The following is a 548-nucleotide window of genomic DNA, read 5'->3' as shown; positions in this document are numbered from 1 at the left end:
CGGCGGGCCGCCGGGCGGGCGCACGGTCAGCACCTCGGACGGCTCCCGCCGGGGCCCGAGCTGCTCGCCCCGGTTGTGTGCCTGGCCCGTGACGTGGCCGGTGTCGATGCCGTAGTGCCTGAGCCGGCCGCTGAGGTAGCTGTGGGTGCCGCCCGCCAGCGGCACGTCGAGTCGGCGCAGCATGGCGTTGACGCTGTCGCACTCGGCGGCCAGCGCGGTCAGTAGCTCGCGGGTGTACTTGACTGTCATGTCCGCCCCTTCCGGGTCGCGTTGCTGCGCCCGTCCCCACGGATACGAACGAGTGTTGGGGCCCAAGGGCACGGGGCGTGCGGAAGATGAACGGGTGATGAGGATCACCTGACGAAGCATGTCTCGGATGACTACCGATTGGTACAGACCTATTGACCTATGTGGTTCAGACCACATAGCTTCGCGCCAATCTGCAGCGCGGCAGCCGGGGTGTTGACCGGTCGTCAGCTGTGGTGTGTCCGACCTCCCCCACTGCGCGCCCCCACAGCGCGCGCCGGCACTCTCCCCCTGGAGGACCG

At 69.2% G+C, this 548-nt stretch carries 1 pseudogene; it reads right to left on the bottom strand.

Annotated elements, in window-relative coordinates:
• Window positions 1-249, bottom strand: a pseudogene (locus ABD323_RS44805) (HNH endonuclease); the annotation flags it as partial.
• Window positions 250-548: the final 299 nt, after the last annotated feature.

Origin of the sequence: Kitasatospora nipponensis (genome assembly GCF_039528135.1) — a bacterium.
GTDB lineage: Bacteria > Actinomycetota > Actinomycetes > Streptomycetales > Streptomycetaceae > Kitasatospora > Kitasatospora nipponensis.
Note: the sequence above shows the minus strand (reverse complement) of the source record. Positions and strands in the feature narration are given on the sequence as shown.